Annotated in this window: 12 protein-coding genes; 1 reads left to right on the plus strand and 11 read right to left on the minus strand. The window is 47.3% G+C overall.

Going from position 1 to position 19,555, the window contains the following annotated elements; all coding sequences use genetic code 11:
* Window positions 1–116 precede the first annotated feature (116 nt).
* The 9 genes from ligA to AC0VYE_RS31595 form a co-directional block, all read right to left on the minus strand.
* The gene (ligA, locus tag AC0VYE_RS31555; RefSeq protein WP_441874854.1) at window positions 117–2,117 is read right to left on the minus strand and encodes an NAD-dependent DNA ligase LigA; all 2,001 of its coding nucleotides are present in this window, start codon (window positions 2,115–2,117) and stop codon (window positions 117–119) included.
* 63 nt (window positions 2,118–2,180) lie between these two features.
* A complete protein-coding gene (gene pcrA / locus AC0VYE_RS31560) occupies window positions 2,181–4,580 on the minus strand; it encodes a DNA helicase PcrA (RefSeq protein ID WP_475444705.1) in 2,400 nt (799 codons plus the stop codon).
* Between the two features lie 234 nt (window positions 4,581–4,814).
* The gene (pcrB, locus tag AC0VYE_RS31565) at window positions 4,815–5,510 is read right to left on the minus strand and encodes a heptaprenylglyceryl phosphate synthase (protein WP_475444707.1); all 696 of its coding nucleotides are present in this window, start codon (window positions 5,508–5,510) and stop codon (window positions 4,815–4,817) included.
* Window positions 5,511–5,599: 89 nt separating this feature from the next.
* Window positions 5,600–7,072, minus strand: coding sequence for a hypothetical protein (locus AC0VYE_RS31570; protein WP_475444709.1), 1,473 nt, complete (start codon window positions 7,070–7,072; stop codon window positions 5,600–5,602).
* The gene (locus AC0VYE_RS31575) at window positions 7,069–7,410 is read right to left on the minus strand and encodes a hypothetical protein (protein WP_475444711.1); all 342 of its coding nucleotides are present in this window, start codon (window positions 7,408–7,410) and stop codon (window positions 7,069–7,071) included. The genes AC0VYE_RS31570 and AC0VYE_RS31575 overlap by 4 nt, the downstream gene beginning before the upstream one ends.
* Window positions 7,400–7,969, minus strand: coding sequence for an RNA polymerase sigma factor (locus tag AC0VYE_RS31580; RefSeq protein ID WP_475444713.1), 570 nt, complete (start codon window positions 7,967–7,969; stop codon window positions 7,400–7,402). Before AC0VYE_RS31580 ends, AC0VYE_RS31575 begins: the two co-directional genes overlap by 11 nt.
* A gap of 141 nt (window positions 7,970–8,110) precedes the next feature.
* Window positions 8,111–10,642 (minus strand): U32 family peptidase, encoded by a 2,532-nt coding sequence (locus tag AC0VYE_RS31585; RefSeq protein WP_475444715.1) that lies wholly within the window; start codon window positions 10,640–10,642, stop codon window positions 8,111–8,113.
* A 164-nt stretch (window positions 10,643–10,806) separates the two neighbouring features.
* A complete protein-coding gene (locus AC0VYE_RS31590; protein ID WP_475444717.1) occupies window positions 10,807–12,735 on the minus strand; it encodes a stalk domain-containing protein in 1,929 nt (642 codons plus the stop codon).
* A 53-nt stretch (window positions 12,736–12,788) separates the two neighbouring features.
* A complete protein-coding gene (locus AC0VYE_RS31595) occupies window positions 12,789–13,904 on the minus strand; it encodes a S1C family serine protease (protein WP_076266149.1) in 1,116 nt (371 codons plus the stop codon).
* A 309-nt stretch (window positions 13,905–14,213) separates the two neighbouring features.
* Here AC0VYE_RS31595 and AC0VYE_RS31600 point away from each other — a divergent pair, with 309 nt between their 5' ends.
* Window positions 14,214–15,182 carry a sugar phosphate isomerase/epimerase family protein gene (locus tag AC0VYE_RS31600; protein WP_076266150.1) on the plus strand — a complete coding sequence of 323 codons (969 nt, stop codon included), beginning with the start codon at window positions 14,214–14,216 and terminating at the stop codon, window positions 15,180–15,182.
* Window positions 15,183–15,246: 64 nt separating this feature from the next.
* On the opposite strand, the gene AC0VYE_RS31605 is transcribed toward AC0VYE_RS31600, so the two are convergent.
* Window positions 15,247–15,462 (minus strand): hypothetical protein, encoded by a 216-nt coding sequence (locus AC0VYE_RS31605; protein ID WP_076266151.1) that lies wholly within the window; start codon window positions 15,460–15,462, stop codon window positions 15,247–15,249.
* A 297-nt stretch (window positions 15,463–15,759) separates the two neighbouring features.
* The gene (locus AC0VYE_RS31610; protein ID WP_475444721.1) at window positions 15,760–19,545 is read right to left on the minus strand and encodes an S-layer homology domain-containing protein; all 3,786 of its coding nucleotides are present in this window, start codon (window positions 19,543–19,545) and stop codon (window positions 15,760–15,762) included.
* Window positions 19,546–19,555 lie beyond the last annotated feature (10 nt).

Below are 19,555 nucleotides of genomic sequence, written 5' to 3' on the forward strand. Positions count from 1 at the left end.
CTAACTTAAATAGAACTTGAAAAACAAAAGGAGCTATTCCTCAAGGTCTATAACCTTAAGGGACAGCTCCTTCTTATTAAAGCATTCAAAACAATGCTTTGAACAACGTCTTATTACTATATTACGGTTTCACCCAAAAGGCGCAATAACTCTGCTTCCTCTTCTATAACAGTAATACCAAGCTCACGAGCCTTCGTCAGCTTGCTTCCTGCGCTTTCGCCTGCTACAACAAAATCTGTTTTCTTAGATACGCTGCCTGAAATTTTGGCTCCGCAAGCTTCGAGCAGCTTCGCAGCTTCATCCCTAGACATCGTCGGCAGCGTTCCTGTAAGTACGACTGTCTTCCCGCTGAATACACTATCATTTCTCGCAACCAGCTGCTGTTCTGCCTCGGCTTTCACACCTAGCTCGCGCATTCTGGCAATACTCGCAATGATAATGGGATCTTGAAAAAATCCAACGATGCTCTCAGCAACAATACCGCCAACATCCGGAAGTGTAATAAGTTCTGCAGCTTCCGCTTGCATAATAGCATCTAGATTTCCATAATGATCAGCCAGCATTTTCGTTGTTGCTTTGCCCGTGTTCGGAATGCCTAGAGCAAATAAGAATGATGCTAGCTCTCTATCCTTGGACTTTTCAAATGCGGCAAGCAGCTTCAGTGCCTTCTTCTCACCGAATCGTTCGAGTCCAATCAGATCATCGTAAGTAAGTGCGTACAGATCAGCAGGATCACGTACTCCGCAATCTTTGTAAAGCTGTTCTGCTGTCATGACGCTGAACGTATCGATATCCATTGCATCCCGAGACGCGAAATGAGTGATCCGGCCGATAATTTGCGGCTGGCAGCCCAGCTTATTATTGCAGAATAGGTGAGCTCCCCGCTGCTCGAGCTCCGTTCCGCATGATGGACATACGGTTGGAAACACAATTTCTTCACCAGGCACATCATCGGCCTTGCCCAATATTTCTGGAATAACATCATTTGAGCGGCGAATCGTAACGAGTGTCCCTAGTGCGAACTTGAGGTTTTTGCGTTCAATATCGCCGATATTATTGAGCGTACAGTTTTGTACAGTGACACCAGCGAGTTCAACAGCCTCGACGCGTGCAACTGGCGTTATTTTGCCGGTACGGCCAACCTCCCAAGACACGGCTTCGAGTACTGTTGCTGCTTCCTCCGCTTCGAACTTAAAGGCAACCGCCCAGCGAGGGAATTTATCCGTATAACCGAGTGCTTCCCGCGTCCGCATATCTACAACCTTGATTACAGCACCATCAATGAGGAAATCCAGCTGCTCCCGTTTTTCTGTTACACGCAGCAGCTCTTCTTGAACCTCTTCGATCGTATTTTGATACGTTACATATGGATTCACCTTAAAGCGGTTGTCGTTCAGAAACTTCTGCATTTCATGATGATCTGCAAAAGAAACTCCGTCAGCGTAGCCGACATTATAGAAAAATGCGTTCAGCTTCCGCTCGGCTGTAACCCGCGGATTAAGATTGCGCAGTGCGCCTGCTGCGGCATTCCGTGCATTTTTGAGCGGTTCAGCTGCCGTTTCATTATATTTGGCGAGCACGGAAAGCTGCATAATGCCTTCTCCCTGCACTTCAACTATACCGTCAGCCCATGGAATGGTGAGCGGAACAGAACGTATCGTTCGAACCTGCTGCAATATCCCTTCGCCAATCGCACCGTTTCCGCGCGTAGCTGCTTGAACCAGCTGTCCATCCTCGTAGGTCAGATTCAGGGTCAAGCCGTCAAACTTCAGCTCAACGACATAAGTAGGCTGCGGCAAAGGCTCTTCTTCCGGATGTTTTGCATTATAATCGGCGACTGCTTTAAGCAATCTTGTATTCCACGAAAGCAGGTCTTCCGTATTTTGAGCTTTGTCCAAACTCCATAAACGAGCACGGTGTTTATACGGCTCAAAACCTTTGAGCAAATCGCCGCCTACTCGCTGTGTCGGCGACTCAGGCAAAAGCACGCCCGTCTCCTTCTCCAAAGCGACAAGCTCATCATAGAGCTTGTCATAATCCGTATCATTTATTGTAGGCTGATCAAGCGTGTAGTAGCGATAATTATGCTCTGCAATGATCGCAACAAGCTGCTGCATTCTCTCTAATTGAGCGTTCACGGAAGGCTCCTCCTTCTAATCGTCAAAAATGGCTGATCAACCTTATACTTTTGTTATCGGGGCAAAGCCGGCAAGCAATCGCTTGATGCCGACCGGAGCCGGGAATGCAATGTTAAGCTCCATATCCTTGCCCGTCCCTTTGACGGAGACGATCACGCCAATTCCCCATTTGCCATGCGACACGCGATCGCCTGACGCAAATGTTCCAGGCGCGGCATCGCCCGCCGCGCTGCTGCCCTGAGCCGCCCGAGCGGCTTCCTGCAGCGGCGTGCTGACACGCACGCCGCCTCCTCTGCCGCCCATCGCGGCCGGGCCCGTTCCCCCTATACCTGGGGAACGGCCGCCTGCACCGGGCGCACCGCCAGCTGGCGCGCGACCGGCAAACCCGCGGCTCGCGCCTTGCACAGCCGCACCAGTACCGCCCGTGACGCTAACGCCGCTGCGACTGCCCACGCTTCCACGTGAATAACCGCCGCTGCCGCTAGAAGCGCCTTCTCTTACGCTCTCTGGTATTTCCTGCAGGAAACGCGAAGGCATGTTGCTGCTCGTACGGCCAAACAAAGTCCGCATCCGCGCACATGTCAGATAAAGCCGTTTCTCCGCGCGGGTAATCCCTACATATGCAAGGCGCCGCTCCTCTTCAAGCTCTTCATTGTCAGCAAGAGCACGGCTATGCGGGAATACGCTCTCCTCCATGCCGATAATGAAAACGACAGGGAACTCAAGTCCCTTAGCACTATGCATGGTCATCAGTGTGATTGCATCTTTATTCTTCTCTGCTTCTTCTTCATCCTTGTTCAAGGAATCGATGTCGGCTATGAGTGCCAAATCAGTTAGGAACGCCACGAGCGTCCGATCCTCATTGCGCTTCTCAAAATCCATCGTCACCGACAGAAACTCATCGATATTCTCAAGACGCGCCTTCGACTCCAGCGTGTTCTCTTGATGCAGCTCCATCCGGTACTGCGACAGCTCCAGCACCTTCTCTGTAAGCTCCGTTACCGATAAATATTCAACCATTCGTGTAAGATTGTCGATAATCTCATAAAACTCGCGCAATAGCGTCCGTGTCCGAGCATTCACCTCAACCTCGCCGAGGTTGTTCAATACACGATAAATGGAAGTGCCTCTTCTCGCCGCTTCATCCGCAAGCTTGCCAACCGTTGTATCCCCGATTCCCCGCTTCGGCACATTAATGATACGCACCAAGCTTATATCGTCATCCGGGTTGGAAACGAGCTTCAAATATCCGAGCAAATCTTTAATCTCTTTGCGATCATAGAACTTAATGCCGCCAACGATTTGATAAGGAATATCCGATTTAATCAAAATTTCCTCTATAACCCGCGACTGAGCATTGGTACGGTATAATATCGCATGATTGGCAAATTTATAGCCGTTATTCACGTTTTTGCGAATTTCTCCAGTTACAAAATATCCTTCATCATGTTCAGTATCTGCCTGATAGAGTGCAATGAGATCGCCCGCGCCTTGATCCGTCCACAGCTTCTTCGGCTTGCGCCCTGTATTTAACTTGATAACTGCATTTGCGGCATCGAGAATATTTGCTGTTGAACGATAGTTTTGCTCCAGCATGATCGTCCGCGCCTCTGGATAATCGCCCTCAAAATTCAAGATGTTCGTAATGTCCGCTCCACGCCAGCGGTAGATAGACTGATCGCTGTCGCCTACTACGCATATATTATGATGTTTATCCGCAAGCATGCGGGTCAGCATATATTGTGCTCTGTTCGTATCCTGATACTCATCGACATGAATGTATCTGAACTTGTTCTGATAAAATTCAAGCACCTCTGGTACATCTTTAAACAGCTGAATCGTCATCATGATAAGATCATCAAAATCAAGTGAGTTATTACTTCTCAGTTTTTTCTGGTATTTTGTAAACACTTGGGCAACGATGCCCTCAAAATAGTCGCCGACCTTTTGCTCGAATTGCTCCGGCGTGATCAGCTCATTTTTCGCTCCGCTTATTGCAGCTTGAACCGCCTTCGGCTCAACCTTCTTCGTATCGATGTTCATGTCCTTCATACAGCCGCGGATAACCGACAACTGGTCTGAAGAGTCCAAAATAGAGAAGCTGGATGTAAAACCGATCCGATCGATATCTCTTCTGAGGATACGCACGCACATCGAGTGGAAGGTAGATACCCAAATGTCTCGCCCAGATGGTCCAACAAGCGCACTGACCCGGTCCTGCATCTCTCGTGATGCTTTATTCGTAAAGGTGATGGCCAAAATGCTCCATGGCGCCACACGCTTCTTTTCTATTAAGTAAGCAATTCGATGTGTCAGAACGCGAGTCTTGCCGCTGCCCGCTCCCGCCATAATCAAAAGCGGCCCGTCAGTCGCTTGAACAGCATCACGCTGCGGCGGGTTCAGCTTCTGTACCGCCTGCTCGATACTCATATAATTCAACATGCTCAGACTCCTTTGTTCGCATATGTTCGCCTCTCACCAGTGTAGACAACGGCTACCGCTGTGTCAATTTGAGAATATAGGAATTAGCTTGAATTATGACAGAAAGTATGTCAAAGCTATAACCAAATAAAAGCATCTGCCGTTCTGTCCCATTGTCAATTAAGTGCAACAGGATCAGATACAGCGAATGCTTTTTTCCATTGAGACCATGGCTATAGGCAAAACAGGAGCAAATCAGACATTCTTAACAGCTGCCACTGTCGATAATGCTGCTTCAAGATCGCTGTAAATAATGTTTCCTACAACGACGGTATGAGCAGCTTCAGCCGCTTGACGAGCTTTGTCTGCATTGTCAATTCCGCCGCCATAAAATACCCGTGCTTGCGTAGCTGTCATTCTTGCCCGCTTCACCAGCTGCATATCGCCGAATCGTCCGCTGTATTCCAAATAAACAACCGGCAGGCGCATCAGCCGATCAGCCATTCGCACATGTGCGGTGAGTTCTGCTTCTGTCAGCTCCGTTTGGGCACCGGTAACTTTTGCAGCAGTAGCCCCCTCATTCAAAATAATATAGCCTTGCGCCGCCGTTTCCTCCCAAGGAACGAAGGCGCCATACTCTATTAGTCCTTCGGTTTGCCGTCCGGTAATCCACTCTGCTCTGCTCGTATTAAGGACAAGCGGTACAAAATAGCCGTCGAAGCCGGGAACCGCTCCCTCTAAAGTAGAAACCTCTAATGCACAGTCCACCGCATACCTGCGAATTCGTGCCATCAGATCCACTGTATTCTCAAAAGTAACGCCGCTGGAGCCTCCAACAATAATCGCATCAGTACCCGAGGTACAAATCGCGTCAAGCTGCTCATCGGAAATTTCTCGATCAGGGTCGAGCTTAAACACATGCCTCCAGCTTGAAAACCAAACCTCATTCATGAATGATCACGCCTCGCTTTGTCATAAATCAATTGTCGCATAATTGCTTTCCTTCTATGCTATGTCAGCGAGAAATCCGTGTCAAACAGTTACTCTCTTTCAAGCTTCTCTTTCATTTGCTTCATCAGGTCCTTGTCGCTAGCATTGGGAACTCTTACCCGCTCTAAATAAGTCAAAGCTTCCGCTGGATCGCCGTCTGCCTTCGTAATGCCGTAATAAATCAGTCTAGCTAGCGGACGCAGTGCGTCATCGTTATCCCCTTCTGACTTGTAAGACGCGATGGCTTCCTCATATTCCCCTTGAATGACCAGCCTGTCTCCAGCAAGCATCCCTTCCTCTGGCATCGTGAAAAACGGGGTTTTCTGGACTAGAGACGTGTAATAGCCGCTAGAGCTCGATATTTTGCGCCCGCCCGCATCATAAGCATCAACTGACCATATGAAATCTCCACCAGGATAAACCGCGCCAAGCACTCCGATATTAGACAAAGCAACATTTCCTCCCGAGTCCGTGCTTTTGCCAAATCCCAGCGTATTTCCTCTCAATTCCTTCAAGCTGTACTCCGCTGTTGTTCCTCTAAAGCGCTCATCCGAGAGCTGTACCGTATTAGCGCCAACAGTATTCCCATCTTTAATGCGGAAAATGGACGTGATCGAAAGTGTATAGTAATCCGCACCCGGATAGGCATTCCATTCGAATAACAATTTATCCCCGGTTAGCTGCTCTTTATTAACTGGTGATATAACACTTACTAGCGGTACAAATTGAAAATCGTATGTTTCTGTTTTGCCTTCTAGAGCGCCCACATACTCTCGGTCAGACTGCGTTAAGTAATAGCCATTTACCTCAGCAGGGGTGACACCGACTCCAACCTCATACACATTAGCATCCACGTCATAAAAACGATAAACACCATGCTCATCTGTAATGGCTACCGGGTAATGAAGATAAGGCGGCGTGCTCCATCCGCGTGCATCCTTGCGGTGCAATATAACAAACACATTCGCAGCCGGTTTTTCGCCAATCTTAACTTTCCCTGTTATAGCAGCCTGCTTATCAGGTATCGCCGTTCTTGTACTCAAAATCGCTTGATAGGTTCGCAGCTCCTCATCCGCATGGAATGTACCGGTATTCACATTTGCTTCAAGCTCTGCAAAAAGCCGTTCTGCTTTATCCCACTCCTTGTTCCACATATAAAGCTTGCCCAAATTAAATTTAACCCCATATATATATGACGACGTTGAATATTGCTCCACCAAATGTTCGAGTCGGTTTATCTCGCGCATACGTTCCTCTCCCGTTCGTTCTCCTCCGCTGGAGGAGCTGCTGCTCGGGAAAATAAATATACGATCGTCGCCGCTCGAATCCGTAACCAGCTCAGACGCCTCAGACGCTAATAAAAGTGCAGATTCCGCGCTCTCGGTTCTAGGAAACCACTTCCACAAAACATCGTATTTCTCCGTATGAAAAAGGAAAAAAGGAATTAGAAAATAGCAAGCTCCCGCTACAATCATAAGAAAAGCGAGCAGCATGGCCATCGTTTTCACTTTCATTCGTATCATTTTTCCTTCGCCCACCCTTCAAGCAGCTCTGATTCATAATAAACGCCGCCTGCAATCATAATTAACCGATCGCTGCTTTCAGACTGGGGCTTGGCATCCATCGTTTGCGGAGAATATACGGATGACGATAAACGCTGCCAGCCGATTACGGGTACAGCGATACACAGGCATAGGACTAAAACGACAGCAATCCCAGGTATACGCAGCTCCCGATTCCAAAATGAAGGAGGGCATACTCGGTCTAAAACAGTCTTTTGAAGCTGTTCAGTGAACTGAATACCCGCCAGCTCTATTTCCAAATCTTTACGAATGCTTTTTGAATCATGCTCATGTTTCATCCTGCCAGTCTCCTTCCTCTAATTGCTGCCTGAGCTGTCGCCGTCCTCGCAGCAGCTTACTCTTAATGGTACTTTCCGGCTCACCGAGCACCTGCGCGATTTCTTTAATGGTCAGCTCTTGATAATAATAAAGAACGATGACCTCACGATATTTGAAAGGCATAACCTCTATGGATTCACGAAGCGATGAGGCCAGCAGCCATTGTTCAACTCCCGTATCGCTCGGCGCTTTAAACATCATATTATGTATGCTCATTTCTTCTCCTGTTTCCGCTCGAAACAGCAGCCTTTTCCATGAAGCGAGCCGCATCTTGCTGCGGCAGCGATTAATCGTCATTTGCAGCAGCCAGCCGCGCAGGCTTCCATCGCCGCGGTATTGTTTTATTTTTTGAAAAGCGGTTATAAATACCTCCTGGCTCACATCCTCTGCCAAGTGATGATCCTTCAGCAGCAAGGCGGCTGTCCGCAAAATATCGTTGCCGTACTGCTCCATCAGCCACTTCAGGGCGGAGCCGTCACCGCCTTTCAGTCGTTCAATCGCTTGTTGCTCCGCACTCATCCATTCACCTGCTCTCTCTATAAGTAAAGATGCGGTTTGAAGCGCAAAAGGTTGCAAATGCACCTTTTTAAAATTTCACAGCAAAAAAAATACCGCCCTCCCATTCGCAGAGAAGACGGTATTGCTTGAAATTTGTTAGATTTATTTTACCAGTTGACCACGCGTCACGCCAAGCTGGTTAATGGCTTTCAGGCTGCGCCATACTTGCGTACCGCTAATACGGCCATCAAGCGCATCACGGTAAAGAGACAACACTTCAAGCACTTTCTCCGGCGTTTCTTCTAGAAACTCGACACGGAAATTGGATACGCCCATTCCTACAAAATTGCGAATGTACTCAGCGCCCGATTGCTCGATTGCATTGTACACGGTATTGCGGCAGCCTTCGTCTACGCGTACAGGATGCGCCATGCCAATACGATCCTGCAGGGAAGCACGCTTCTCCTCACAAGGACGTCCGCAGTTTGTGAAGTCAGTTCCTTCACTCATAAAGGTGCAATATACGCAATGCTCCGTGTGGAACATCGGCAAATGCTGATGGATAACCATTTCCAGCATCGACGTATCTGAGTTTTCCAGCAAATCAACCATCTGCTGAATGTTCAAATCATACGACGGTGTAATCAGATCAAGACCAACCTCGGTAAACAGCTTCACTGCCTTATGATTGGCTACGTTCAGTGAGAAATCGCCAATCAGCTTCGGAAATGGCTTGTCCGGATTAGCTGCACGGGCGCGCAAGTAGTAATAAAGCGCTCCAGTGTTCCGAACAAGTACGGCATCGGGCTGCAGCTTCAATATATTCGCATGGTAGCCATTTTCGCCAGGCATGTGAATGCGCGGCGTAGCCAGAGCAATCGGCTTGCCTGCTTCACGGGCAGCGGCTACCGCTGCAGGGAATTGTTTAATAAATTCAAAATCAGCGTATACATAAGCGACGTCGGTTTTGACTGCTGCCTGCACCTGCTCCAAGGTGCGGCATAGTGCGATCAAGTTTGCATCTTTTCCGCTCTGAGGAGCCAAAATATCTTTTTTCGCTACATCAGCCAAAACAGCGTCCTCGCTTGCGTATATCGCATTCTTCACATAGACAGGCGGCTTCGGACGCTCGCCTGCAAGCAGCTCGACCGCTTCACGGCGCAGTCTGTTTAGTTCACGGATCGGTACGATCAAATCGCCTTGCAGCTCTACCTCGAGCTTCTCAAGCTGATAAACCGTGCCGCCCAGACGGCCCAGTTGGTCCTCAAGCAGCGCTGCATCCATCGGACGCTTCTGTGCCTGCTCCAAATCGATCTCTGAAGCGACTTCAACCGTCGTCCCCTTCTGCACATCTGTCCACCATGTACGCATCGGCTGGCCAAGCGCACCCGTCACTCGAACATGAAGCGGGAATACACGATATGGCTTTTCCGTTTCAAAAGAAGCTCTCAGGCGTCTATCCAGCGCCGGATCATTCGTTTTCCACACACGGTCGCCTACATGAACCTTGCGCAAATCAACATCATTACGTCCAGCTACCAGCTCGATCAATATGCCTTCCTGCGCTTCACCCTCGATTTTCACGCCTTGACGGCGAATATCGTAAACGCGGCCGCCTTCTTCCTTCTTCGTCGGGTCGCCTGCGTCAAACACAATGCCATCTCCGCGCTTAAGCGGCGCTTCAATTTTCAGTGTAACCGCATCGCGCATAATGCGCTCTACTCTGCCGAGGTAGACACCGCGGCTTTTCGGGAACGTACCCTCAACAAGCATCTTGTTGTTCGTTCCCGACAGGAAACCATGCGTGAAGCCGCGCGAGAAGCTTTGCTGCAGCTCACGCACATCCTCCACCGACGGCTTCGACATGTCGCCGTCAAAATATTTATCGATCGCGCGCCGATACTTGCTCACGACATTCGCGACATATTCCGGACTTTTGAGACGTCCTTCAATTTTAAACGAGGTTACGCCCGCTTGGATGAGCTCCGGCACAATATCAATCGCCGCCAAATCCTTCGGCGACAGCAAATACGCAATGTCTCCCATCGGCTGTACCTCGCCATCCACCATCAAATCATACGGCAGCCGGCAAGCCTGCGCGCATTCACCGCGATTGGCCGAGCGTCCTCCCCACATCTCGGACGTGAGACACTGACCCGAATACGATACGCATAGCGCACCGTGCACGAATACTTCCATTGGCAGCTTTGCTTGCTCGCCAATGGTACGAATTTGCTTCAAATTATTTTCACGGCCTAGCACGACCCGCTCAAGACCAAACGGCTTCGTAAACTCGACAGCCTCTGGCGATGTGATCGTCATCTGAGTAGAGCCGTGAATTGGAAAGTCTGGCGACAGCTCGCGAATCAGCTTCACAAGTCCCAAATCCTGTACGATTACCGCATCCACGCCTGCATCGATACACATTTCGATTAACTTCTGCGCGTCTCTCAGCTCATCCTCAAATACGAGAATATTAAATGTGAGGAAACCTTTTACCCCGTACGTATGCAAAAATGCCATAATTTCCGGCAGTTCCTCACTGCGGAAATTGTTTGCGCGTGCGCGGGCATTAAATTTCTCCACACCAAAAAATATTGCATCCGCGCCATTTGCAACAGCCGCTCTCATGCAATCCCAATCGCCAGCCGGAGCCAGCAGCTCTATGTCCGATCTCATTATTGTATCTGTCATATTAACTATCAATCCCTCTCATTCTTGAAACCTGCTTCCACTATCTTAACAAACCACGGACATCTATACCACTACACAATACTGGCATCGCGCAAGCATCCACGGTTGACGCCTCATTTAAATGAAAAAAAGACCGATTCCCCAATAAGGGAACCGGCCTTCTACTAATTAAAACGAATCGATTGCGCTGCGTCGTTGATGATTTTGAGGTTGCTGTCCGTAGCACGCACATCGTAATAGTTGAAGTTAAATACTATATTTCCTTGTGCAGAGTCAAAAATATAAAATTCTTCTGTATATGGAATATCATCTTGTGGCTTGGATGTATGGATGACGACATGCTGTGCCGTTTTTCCATTAATCGTAACCGTTTTGGATTGCTTCGTCGTGCTTCCTTGCGCGCTGCCTTCAGCTGAATTCACATATTGCAAAAGCGAGTTTACAACGGTAGCCGCTGCTGTATCCGACTCGAAGATATTTAAGCTGCCTGCACTAAACGTATACAAAACATCATCTTCGTTAAAGTTTTTCTGAATTCCATACCAGTAGGTTGGGAGTTCAATAGAATAACCATACGTAGAGCTGCGTTTTGTTGTTTTTGTGCTGCGATCAGCCAAATCATAACTTTCCTCAACATTGCCAAAGTTTTTCTCAATTAAAGCAGTATCAATATCGACCGAAGCCAAAACTTGGTTGTACGTAAGCTTGCTCTTCGCGCTATTAGCGGTAGGATACATATATACTAATGAATAACGGTAATTTCCTGAAAATAAAGCAATCTCATTATAGGTAAACCATGCGTCCTCACCTAACGAAAGCTCATAGCTCAGCGCTACCGCCTTGCCATCAATCAAAGTTACTGGTGTAGTAACGAAGTTGCGAACACTTGAGTTAACAAAATCCTCACGAATTCTCGCTTCCCTCTTTTGTGCCCAATTGTCCATCGTAACGCCTGCTGTTAATGAAGTGAGAGAAAAGAAGAAAAGTTCCTTACCGTTTTGGAACGATGGTGTCGTGCTCTCATAATCTTTGTTCCAATCCGTTGGAAGCTTAACCGTTAGCCCGTAATCCTCGTCTTTGAAGGTGATTACGCCATCTTTTACCTTCGTAACATCCTTAAGCGATTTATCTGCTGTATTAAAGGAAGGAGTAAAGCTATTTAAGAATGCATCATAGCTATTCAAAACAGACTTATTCGCACCCTTAGCGCCCACAATAACAATGTAATACTTATCGCCTTTTTGAATACCGCGATACTCGTAGTTCATTTTTGTTTGTTTAGCGTAGCTTATCACCTTCTCGAAGGTTAAACCGCCTACTGTGATCGTGCGTTTGTCTACTGTAATCTCATCTTGATCATAATAGGAAATCATAAGCTCTCTCTGCTCTTCGACAGACAGCTTGTCATCGCCTACACGTTCCGTAATCACATTCACTTGCGCAGCAACCTTGGAATCATCGGCAGTATCTGCCCAAGTAATAAATTCGCCGTTATCGCTTTGATCCACTTGAATCAAACCTGCTGGATAATTTAATGACCAGCCATGGTAGCTGTCACCAATTTTTGTTTTACCAAATTCGGAATCAATAGATGTGCCGCCAGTACCAGACGATTGTGCACGAACACCAATAATAATGGTTTCTTTAGTCGCATTATCAGCTGTAATTTTTGCGCCAAAAGCTTCTACAATAACGCGCAGCGGCACCATTGTTGAGCCTTTAACTGCAACTGGAGCAACTGCTACTGCTTTGGCTGCACCGTTCACTTTTACCGTCTTGCTGCCAAAAGTTAAAACAATCTTGCGGTCATTGTAAGTAAGTGTGATCACATTGCCGTTTTCCAATTTAAGTCCTGCGCCAAAAGCATTTGTAATGACTTTTAGCGGAACCATCGTTGTTCCGTTGCTTACAAAAGGAGCCTCTACCGTAGTAGCTTTCCCATTAATTTTGACCGTTTTGCTGCCCGCCTTCAAGCGTACTTCAACCTTATTGTCTGCCTCTGCTGCGAATGCAGCTACTGGCAGCATCGCTATAACAAGCAAAACCGGCAAAAGCATGGTTAACATTCTTTTAAACATATTTAATCTCATCATCTATATCCCCTTATAATTAAATGATAACTTTGATCTTAATTTAACTTTGCTGTCTAACCTTCTACTAATGTCAGCTTGCGGGTAACAAGGTCACCGTCGATCTGCAGCATTACCTCCACTTGTTGACCCGGCAAATAACTTTTTAGCAGCTCATTAAGCTCTACCTTTGCGGATACTTGCTTGCCTGCAACTTTATAAAGCAAATCGCCAGCTTGGATACCTGCTTTTTTGGCGGCTGCCGAAGTCACCGATTTGACTGTTAACGGGTCGGAGGTCGGGATTCCGATAAGCGCAGACCAGCTTTCCTCAAGTCCAAGGCCAAGCGAGGCGCGTTTCACATGTCCGTATTTGAAAAAATGACTCGTTACGTACTGCACGGTATCCGCAGGAATAGAGAATCCGAGATTATCGACTCCTACCTCTACAAATTTTAAAGAATTAATGCCGATGACCTCGCCTTTCATGTTAACAAGCGGCCCACCGCTGTTGCCTGGATTTATCGATGCATCCGTTTGGAGCAGGTTGTATGCCGAAGAAACACTCCGATTCATACCGCTCAGGATACCGCTTGTTGCCGTATTGCGAAGGGAGAACGATACAGGTGTGCCGATCGCTACAACCGTCTCGCCTACTTGAACCTTGAGCGGTGATGGGGCAAGCTTCGCGATCGGGAGCTTCGATGCCTTAATCTTAACTAATGCAAGATCACTCGCCTCATCGTGATGCGTGCGTTCTGCATCGTATTTCTTGCCGTCTGCTGTAACGACAACCAGATTGGTCATATCCTCAACAACATGCGCATTCGTCACGATCCAGCCATCTGTGCGAATAATAACGCCGGTTCCATGCGCCAATGCATACCTTGGATCTGCCGAGCCGATATCCTTCGGCTTACCGATAATCGCGACGACGGAAGGCGATACCTTCTTTACAACCGATGGAATGTCGACTGGCGTATACGCATACGTGTTTGTTTTGGAATCAAACGTACCCGTTCCGCCTAGCACGCTTGTTAATGAGCTCGCTTTGACATAAACCTCGCCATTAATTTTCGCAGCATTCAGCGTATGTGTAGCTGTGTTGCCTGCACCAGCACCCCATACCGTTCCTGCTGCAACAATCGCTCCTAATACAATGAAGCTGCAGACACGTAACAAGCTGCTTTTCATGAAGCCACTCTCCTAATTTTTGTTCATGCATACCAATCTCTTAATGAAGAAACTATGATGCATGAAATAGTAGTAATCCGTTGTAATATAGCATAATTTCCCATATACAACAATGAAAATCGATAGAATTGTTCTCCCAAAAAAATACTAATTATTACTCTCGCTTCCTCGTACTGCGCTTGTTTTGTTTAGTTATTATGCGATTTTGTCAAATATGATTTCGGTTATGTGTTCTGAGAATAGAAGTGTTATACTAGACGGGACTACTAAATCAATCCATATCGATGGATTCGGGAGGTAAATGAACAAATGAAATTAGGAGTATTTAGCGTACTTTTTGCACAAAAGCCGTTCGAGGAAGCACTTGACTACATCGCATCCAAAGGACTTGATGCCATTGAAATCGGAACTGGCGGATACCCTGGAAACGCACACTGCGACCTTGATGGTTTGCTTGCGGATGAAGGAAAACTGAAAGCGTTTAAACATGCGGTAGAATCACGTGGTTTGATGATCAGCGCACTTAGCTGTCACGGTAACCCATTGCACCCTCAGAAAGCCATTTCGTCTGAGCATGATGAAGTTATTCGTAAAACGATTGAACTTGCTAACCGTCTTGAAGTTTCCGTTGTAAATACTTTCTCTGGCTGCCCTGGCGATCACGAGGATGCAAAATATCCGAACTGGCCGGTTGCTCCTTGGCCAAACGATTTCCAAGAAATTTTGAACTGGCAATGGGAAGCAAAAGTTATTCCATATTGGTCTGAGATCGGCAAGCTTGCTACAGCTAGCGGTGTGAAGATGGGCCTTGAGCTGCATGGCGGTTTCTCCGTTCACAGCCCGGCTACTATGCTTCGCCTTCGCGAAGCGGCTGGCAATGCAATCGGCGCCAACCTAGATCCAAGCCACATGTGGTGGCAAGGAATTGACCCTGTTCAAGCGGTACATATCCTTGGACGCGCTGGAGCTATCCATCACTTCCATGCTAAGGATACGACAATCGATCCGATTAACGTAAATCACCACGGCGTAACGGACATGCAATCGTATGCCCTTATGCTTGACCGTGCTTGGCAGTTCCGTACAGTTGGTTATGGCCATGACCTCAAAACATGGGCAGACATCCTTAGCGCGCTTCGTCTAGTCGGCTACGACTATGTTGTGAGCATCGAGCATGAAGACGGCTTAATGTCCGTTGATGAAGGCTTCACAAAAGCTGTTCAAAATCTTCAACAAATTCTTATCCGCGAGCCGCTTGGCGAGATGTGGTGGGTTTAATTTCTAGCAACAAAGAAAAAGGTCTGCCGGACTTGTCCGGCAGACCTTTTTTCTATGTATGCTGTTACGCCATCCAAACCTTTGTGATCATAATGAAATCAATCAACAAAAACAATGCGAGTGAAACGGTTGTAAAACCGATTGCAAAAATGTTTTTCTTCGGACGAGCGGTCAGTAGTCGAACCAGTCCGATTGCGATCAATACGGTAAAGGCCAACATAAACCAATCGAAAGTTCCAATTTTACTTGCTGTTTGAGCTGCTGCTTCTGCCAAAAACATGAAGGGACCTCCTTTTTTTCGCACGTAACCTATTTTACTATATGTTAGCTTTTTGTGGCTCAAGGCGCAAGTCCGAATCTTCATTCGTAACAAGTTTGTCACGATTTACTAAAAAAAATGAATCTTTAGCTTAGAGCCGGCATTTTACTAATAAGCCCTCATCTATAAATTGTCCATCTCTACCAAGATCTATAACAGCATTTTGACGGTGCTGAATGAGTCTACGTTCTTGATGAAATAATAAAATAACTAAATAAGGAATCGGGAAGTATTTCACTCTTCCCGATCCCTAACGAGCTACTTGCTATTCAGCAATGCTAAAATTAAAGTTACCGCTTCTGCCCTTGTTGCCTGATCCGCAGGAGCGAATATGCCGCCATCCCTACCTTGAAGTAGTCCCGCTTTGAATGCTGCTGCCACATAAGGTTTTGCCCAATTTGGGATTTGATCAGCGTCTTTAAACGATAGCTCGGCATTGTTCTCTAGAGGCAGCTTCTTCGCACGTACGATCATAGCTGCCACCTCTGCGCGCGTAATTGCTTGAGCCGGACGATACGTATTATCCTCGAACCCGCTTGCGATACCTGCGTTCACTACACTCGCAATATAAGGTCTTGCCCATGCAGGAATCATGTCGATATCTGCAAAATCAGCATCGCTTTGTTCTTCTAGATGCAGAGCTCTTGCCAGCATTGCAGCAAACTCTCCGCGCGTTACGCTTGCATTTGGACGGAAGGAATTGTCCGTATAGCCATTAATGAATTTAAGCTCAACCGCTTGCTGAATGGCATCCGATGCCCAGTGTCCTTCAATGTCCGTTAGTACAATGTCCGTTGTCGGTTTCTCAGGATCTTTTCCACCTGGATTCACCGGATCAGGATTGGTTGTACCGCCTTCAGGTGTACCACCAGGCGATGGTGTATCCACATTTGTTTTCACGACAACACTTGGACCATCCTCACTCCACTTGCCGCCTGCGTTGCCCGCTTCAATCTTGAACGTGTAAGACGTATCCGCAGATAGTCCGCTGGCTTGGTAGCTATACACACTGCCTGCAACGCTCGCCAGTTTGACGCCATCCTTGTAAATGGCATATTCTGCAATGCTTGGCGCATCAACAGCCGGTGTCCAGTTTAATGTTACTCCCGTATTCGTCACATTCGAAGCCGTCACTACTGCGTTTTCCCATGCTGGCGCCTCTGGCTCTGGTTGTTTTACGGAAAGAGTCAGCGCTTTTGCCCCCGATGAAACTAATTCGCCAGTCGAAGAATATTTAATATTGTCGAAAGCAAATGTACGTCCATTTGCACTATCCCATAAATAACCGAGTACGATTCTGTCGAAGCTTGCAATCGCTGTCGTTGTTTTCACCAATTGCCCATCGATATACATCTTTAAATCTGTACCTGATGTGTAATCCCACTTCAGTTCATGCCATCCGACGCTTCGTTTCACCGGAGTGGCTTCCCATGCGGTTGAAGATCCGCTTGCCCTTACTGAATAATACTCCAGCGATCCATAAGTGCCGCCGTCATACAATAAGCCCATGCCTGCAAGCAGGCTGCTTCTTGCATTTCCGACATGCGCGACAACCCGCGTCTTCGAGCTTTCGGAGCCGTCATCATAAAGCATCATCGATACGACGCCCTGCTGCTTGCCGCCAAACACCTTTTGAATGGCATTGCTGCCGTTTCCAACAACAAATAGCGCACTTTGATCGCCATGATAAGCGACCTTATCCGAAATGCTGCCCGTCGTAATACTCGTACCGGTCTCTGGCAAGAAGTCATTCCAGCCGTTCTCGAAGCTTTCCGAGTAGACCAAGTCCTTGTATTCCTGCACCTTAGCAGAAACCTCAACCTCAGTGACACCTGTTAGATCGCCGATCACCTCAAGCTTGCCTGTCAACGAGTCTACAACGACATTCTCATTATTCGTTGCATATTCTACTTGATGATAATCCGCATATTCAATCGCATTTTGATCCTCTGTCACGCCGTCAATTCTTAGCTGCAGCGTAGTCTTCTCCTCCGATAACTCCGTTCCGTCTGAAGCAACAAGGTAGGATACAACCTTTGAAGGCGCATGAACAATGACTCGCGCTTCAGCTTTCACACTCGGATTAATAGTGCTTTCAGCTGTAATGATCGTTTCGCCCTCAAGCAGCGGGGATACAAAACCTTGCGCATTAATGGCGGCCACTGCAGGATTGCTGCTCGACCATTTGATTCCTTTAAACCATGCGTTGTCTGGACCAACCGAAGCCGTCATCTTCTCGCCTCTATGCTTTGCATGAAGCTCCAGCACAGGCTTGTCAATGACAATCGTTTGCGGCATTACCTCTGGTGCCTGCTCGCTTGGCGCATCATTCGAATATTCATGCGCTCCGATATCCACTTTAGCTGCAGATGTGATCGCATTATTAAAGAAGTCTTTAGTTGCAGGTGCCCATACCGATGGCGTCAATGCTGTCATATCCATCCCTGCATCGATTGCCGGTGAGCCTGGCAGCAATTTGTATCCGTTCAATTTTTCTACATCAAATGTGCTTTGGCTAGCATTAATGATATCTTTGGGCTCTTCACCCGCTCTTGCGAATTGCGGACTTGCAAACAAGTTTTGATCCAATGATAATCCAGTCAGCTTCAAATCCTTGTACTCGCTGCCCGGATAAAAAATATTATTTTTCACTTCGCCGCCAGCAAAGCGGTCTTGTCCAATCGTTGTATTAGCCTTGGAGTAAAAGATATTATTGTACATTCTTAAGTATTTTCCAGGATCGCTGATCAGCTTCGTCTGCACCTGCGCATCGGTAAAGAAAGTATTGTTATGAATTAATGGAGCATCTCCAAGTGTAGTAGGAAGATAATGGAATATATATCGACCATCTCCATCATTTACACTAATATTATAGCGAACGAGAGAGTTTGTTGAGCCGCTCATAAATAATATGAATCCACCACGGTTGCTGTGGCTGTAGTTATATTGATAGAGAGTTCCTTCGCAAAACATATCTACGTCAAAGGCCTGCCCATCATTGTAGCCATAAATACCGCCATACACTTCATTGTATTGAATGACCATATCCTTAACGCCAATGACCCATAGGCCGGCATAATTGACGTTGCCTACATTTTTCGCCGAATGCCTGACGACCGTATTGTATTCCATTCTGCCGTTGCTGCCCACGTTGCTCATAACGAAGCCGTCACCTTGCACATCGGCAACATAGTTGTTATTGAACACTACATTTCGCAGAACTCTCGGGAAATTGGCTTTCGTATCGCCTTCTCGGTAAAGACCCGCATTTCGAATGCCTTCAATATCGACCCGCTCCACCGTATTTCCTTCAACGAGCACATCCTCAATATTGCCAAGGATCAGAATGCCGCCGCTGCCTACCTTCCAGCCCGTAGGGTTGCCATCGACATCGTGGATATAGTTGTTCTTAACTACGATTCCTCGGTGCGGGTTAGCTTCCCATTCCGTTACATTGGTTGAAGCTGTTCTAATGTTAATGCCTGCCCGCTGCGAGACAACGTCAGGGTTTTTATTCGTTAATTCAAAGTTGTGAAACTGCAGGTAGCTGCCGTCCACAACGTCGATCGTAGCGGATAATGTTTTATCCTTCACGCCAGTATAATTTTGAATAATAGCTGATTTCTCTGTCGTTGTTGTTCCATTGCCGTTAATGATCGGCCTTACAGAAGGATCATCACTGCCATATTTATCGAAGATGATCGGTGCTTCTTTGGTGCCTGATATTCCTCTTAGCTTCAATGAACCATTCCATACATCGCCAGCCTTGAATAAAATGCGATCGCCAGGCTTCCAGCCTACGCTATTAACCTTCTCTAGCGATGCCCAAGCTTTATCCTCCGATTTGCCATCATTATCGTCATTGCCCTCATTGCTGACATAATATGTCGAGCCTGTTACCGACTGCTCTGCTATAGCAAGCGGCTGCGAATCCTCCAGCGGTACGCCCGTTTCCTGTGCTGAAACAGCGGGAATCGCTATTGTCGTTAAGAGTGCGACTAATAGAACCATGGATACAAGCTTTTGCTGCATATAATGCTTCAAAAAAATCATC

It is taken from the genome of Pristimantibacillus sp. Z349TD_6 (assembly GCF_056173205.1).

What these genes read in the sequence shown, in the direction of transcription:
- ligA (WP_441874854.1), bottom strand. Translation starts at nt 2,117, where the DNA reads ATGCAGCAGCTTGTTGCGATCATTGCAGAGCATAATTATCGCTACTAC.
- pcrA (WP_475444705.1), bottom strand. Translation starts at nt 4,580, where the DNA reads ATGTTGAATTATATGAGTATCGAGCAGGCGGTACAGAAGCTGAACCCG.
- pcrB (WP_475444707.1), bottom strand. Translation starts at nt 5,510, where the DNA reads ATGAATGAGGTTTGGTTTTCAAGCTGGAGGCATGTGTTTAAGCTCGAC.
- AC0VYE_RS31570 (WP_475444709.1), bottom strand. Translation starts at nt 7,072, where the DNA reads ATGATACGAATGAAAGTGAAAACGATGGCCATGCTGCTCGCTTTTCTT.
- AC0VYE_RS31575 (WP_475444711.1), bottom strand. Translation starts at nt 7,410, where the DNA reads ATGAAACATGAGCATGATTCAAAAAGCATTCGTAAAGATTTGGAAATA.
- AC0VYE_RS31580 (WP_475444713.1), bottom strand. Translation starts at nt 7,969, where the DNA reads ATGAGTGCGGAGCAACAAGCGATTGAACGACTGAAAGGCGGTGACGGC.
- AC0VYE_RS31585 (WP_475444715.1), bottom strand. Translation starts at nt 10,642, where the DNA reads ATGACAGATACAATAATGAGATCGGACATAGAGCTGCTGGCTCCGGCT.
- AC0VYE_RS31590 (WP_475444717.1), bottom strand. Translation starts at nt 12,735, where the DNA reads ATGATGAGATTAAATATGTTTAAAAGAATGTTAACCATGCTTTTGCCG.
- AC0VYE_RS31595 (WP_076266149.1), bottom strand. Translation starts at nt 13,904, where the DNA reads ATGAAAAGCAGCTTGTTACGTGTCTGCAGCTTCATTGTATTAGGAGCG.
- AC0VYE_RS31600 (WP_076266150.1), top strand. Translation starts at nt 14,214, where the DNA reads ATGAAATTAGGAGTATTTAGCGTACTTTTTGCACAAAAGCCGTTCGAG.
- AC0VYE_RS31605 (WP_076266151.1), bottom strand. Translation starts at nt 15,462, where the DNA reads ATGTTTTTGGCAGAAGCAGCAGCTCAAACAGCAAGTAAAATTGGAACT.